This is a genomic window from Cryobacterium fucosi (assembly GCF_004403515.1).
GTDB lineage: Bacteria > Actinomycetota > Actinomycetes > Actinomycetales > Microbacteriaceae > Cryobacterium > Cryobacterium fucosi.
Genome location: NZ_SOHH01000007.1, coordinates 1 through 1,381, shown reverse-complemented (window position 1 = coordinate 1,381; position 1,381 = coordinate 1). Strand labels below are relative to the sequence as shown.

Sequence of the window (1,381 nt, the reverse complement as noted above, 5' to 3'; positions counted from 1 at the left end):
CGCCGGCCCCCGCCGGCCCTCGCCGCGCCGGTTTTCGCAGGGCGCGACCGCGGCCGCCGCCGCGGACTGCCGAAACCAGCGCGGTGATGGGTGTCCCCCGCGCAATCGACGAGGGGCGCCGCCCGCGGCATCCGCCCGGCCCGTCGCGCACAAGCCGGGCAGGTTCCAGCTGTCCCACCCAGTCCGGCGCGGCGCGAGTTTGTCCACTGAACTCGTGCATTCGGGCGGCTTGAGCCTCGCCGGTGCGCACCCTGAGTGCATGTCGACAGTTTCCCCAACACCGCTGCACCTGCTCGCCGGGATCGCGCGCCGGAACGGCGTCATCCTGAGCCGCGACGCGACCGCCGTCGGTCTGGAGCGCGAGCTGCGGACCGAGTTCGAACGCGGTCGGGTGGTTCGCCTGCGGGCAGGCGCCTATGCACTCGCGTCGGCGTGGGCTGAGTTGTCGCCGGATGCCCGATACCTGCGCCGCGTGCAGGCCCATGCCGCGGTGAGCGATGAGCCTGTCGTCTTCTCCCACCATTCCGCCGCGGCCATCTGGGGGCTCCCCGTCGTCGGCCCGTGGCCGAACGAAATCACCGTCCTCGTCGACCCGGCCGCGGGTGGCCGTTCTCGCCACGGCATCACCCGCCGATTTCAGGATGGTCCACTGTCGATCGTGGAACGAGGTGGGCTGCTCGTCACCTCGGCCGCCGACACTGCGGTCGCGATGGCCCGCATCCTGCCCTTCCCGGCGGCGGTCGCCATGCTGGACAAGGCCATCCATTGCCCGAGGGAGGGAGTCGCCCTCGCCTCCAGGGACGATCTCGAGAACGCGCTTGCCGCGATCCCATCGCGCACACGCGTCAACGGCCGAACCGCCGCGTTCCGCGCCGCGGAATTCGCCGCGACAGAATCCGGTTCCGCGGGCGAATCCATCAGTCGCGCGGTCATGTACCTGCTCGGATTCCTCTTGCCGGAGCTGCAGGTTCGGTTCGACGACGATCAAGGATTCATCGCCTTCGTCGACTTCTTCTGGCGCCGGATCAACCGGGTCGGCGAATTCGACGGACTCGGGAAGTACCTCAAAGAGGAGTACACGCACGGGCGGACCACCGCACAGGTCGTCATGGACGAGAAGCGCAGGGAAGACCGGGTGCGGGCCTGCGGCCCCCTCGTCAGCCGGTGGGAGTGGCCGCTCGCCGTCGACCCGATCGCCTTCGGCAAGTTCCTCGTTCGGATCGGTGTGCCGCGGGTGCGATGACCCGAAGATCCGTCCTCAAACGCAGCCGAGCGCCGCGGAGCGCCGCGCGCTCAGGCCGGGGTCGGATGCCCGCCGCACCCGCGGTCAACGCGCCGATGCCGCGCCCGGAACCGCAGCCCGCGCCCGCGACCGCCGTCG

General features: G+C 71.0%; 1 protein-coding gene. It reads left to right on the top strand.

Features of this window, described 5'->3' with window-relative positions; all coding sequences use genetic code 11:
* The first annotated feature begins 259 nt into the window (after positions 1-259).
* Positions 260-1,243, top strand: coding sequence for a P-loop NTPase family protein (locus tag E3T48_RS00270; RefSeq protein WP_134521901.1), 984 nt, complete (start codon positions 260-262; stop codon positions 1,241-1,243).
* Positions 1,244-1,381: the final 138 nt, after the last annotated feature.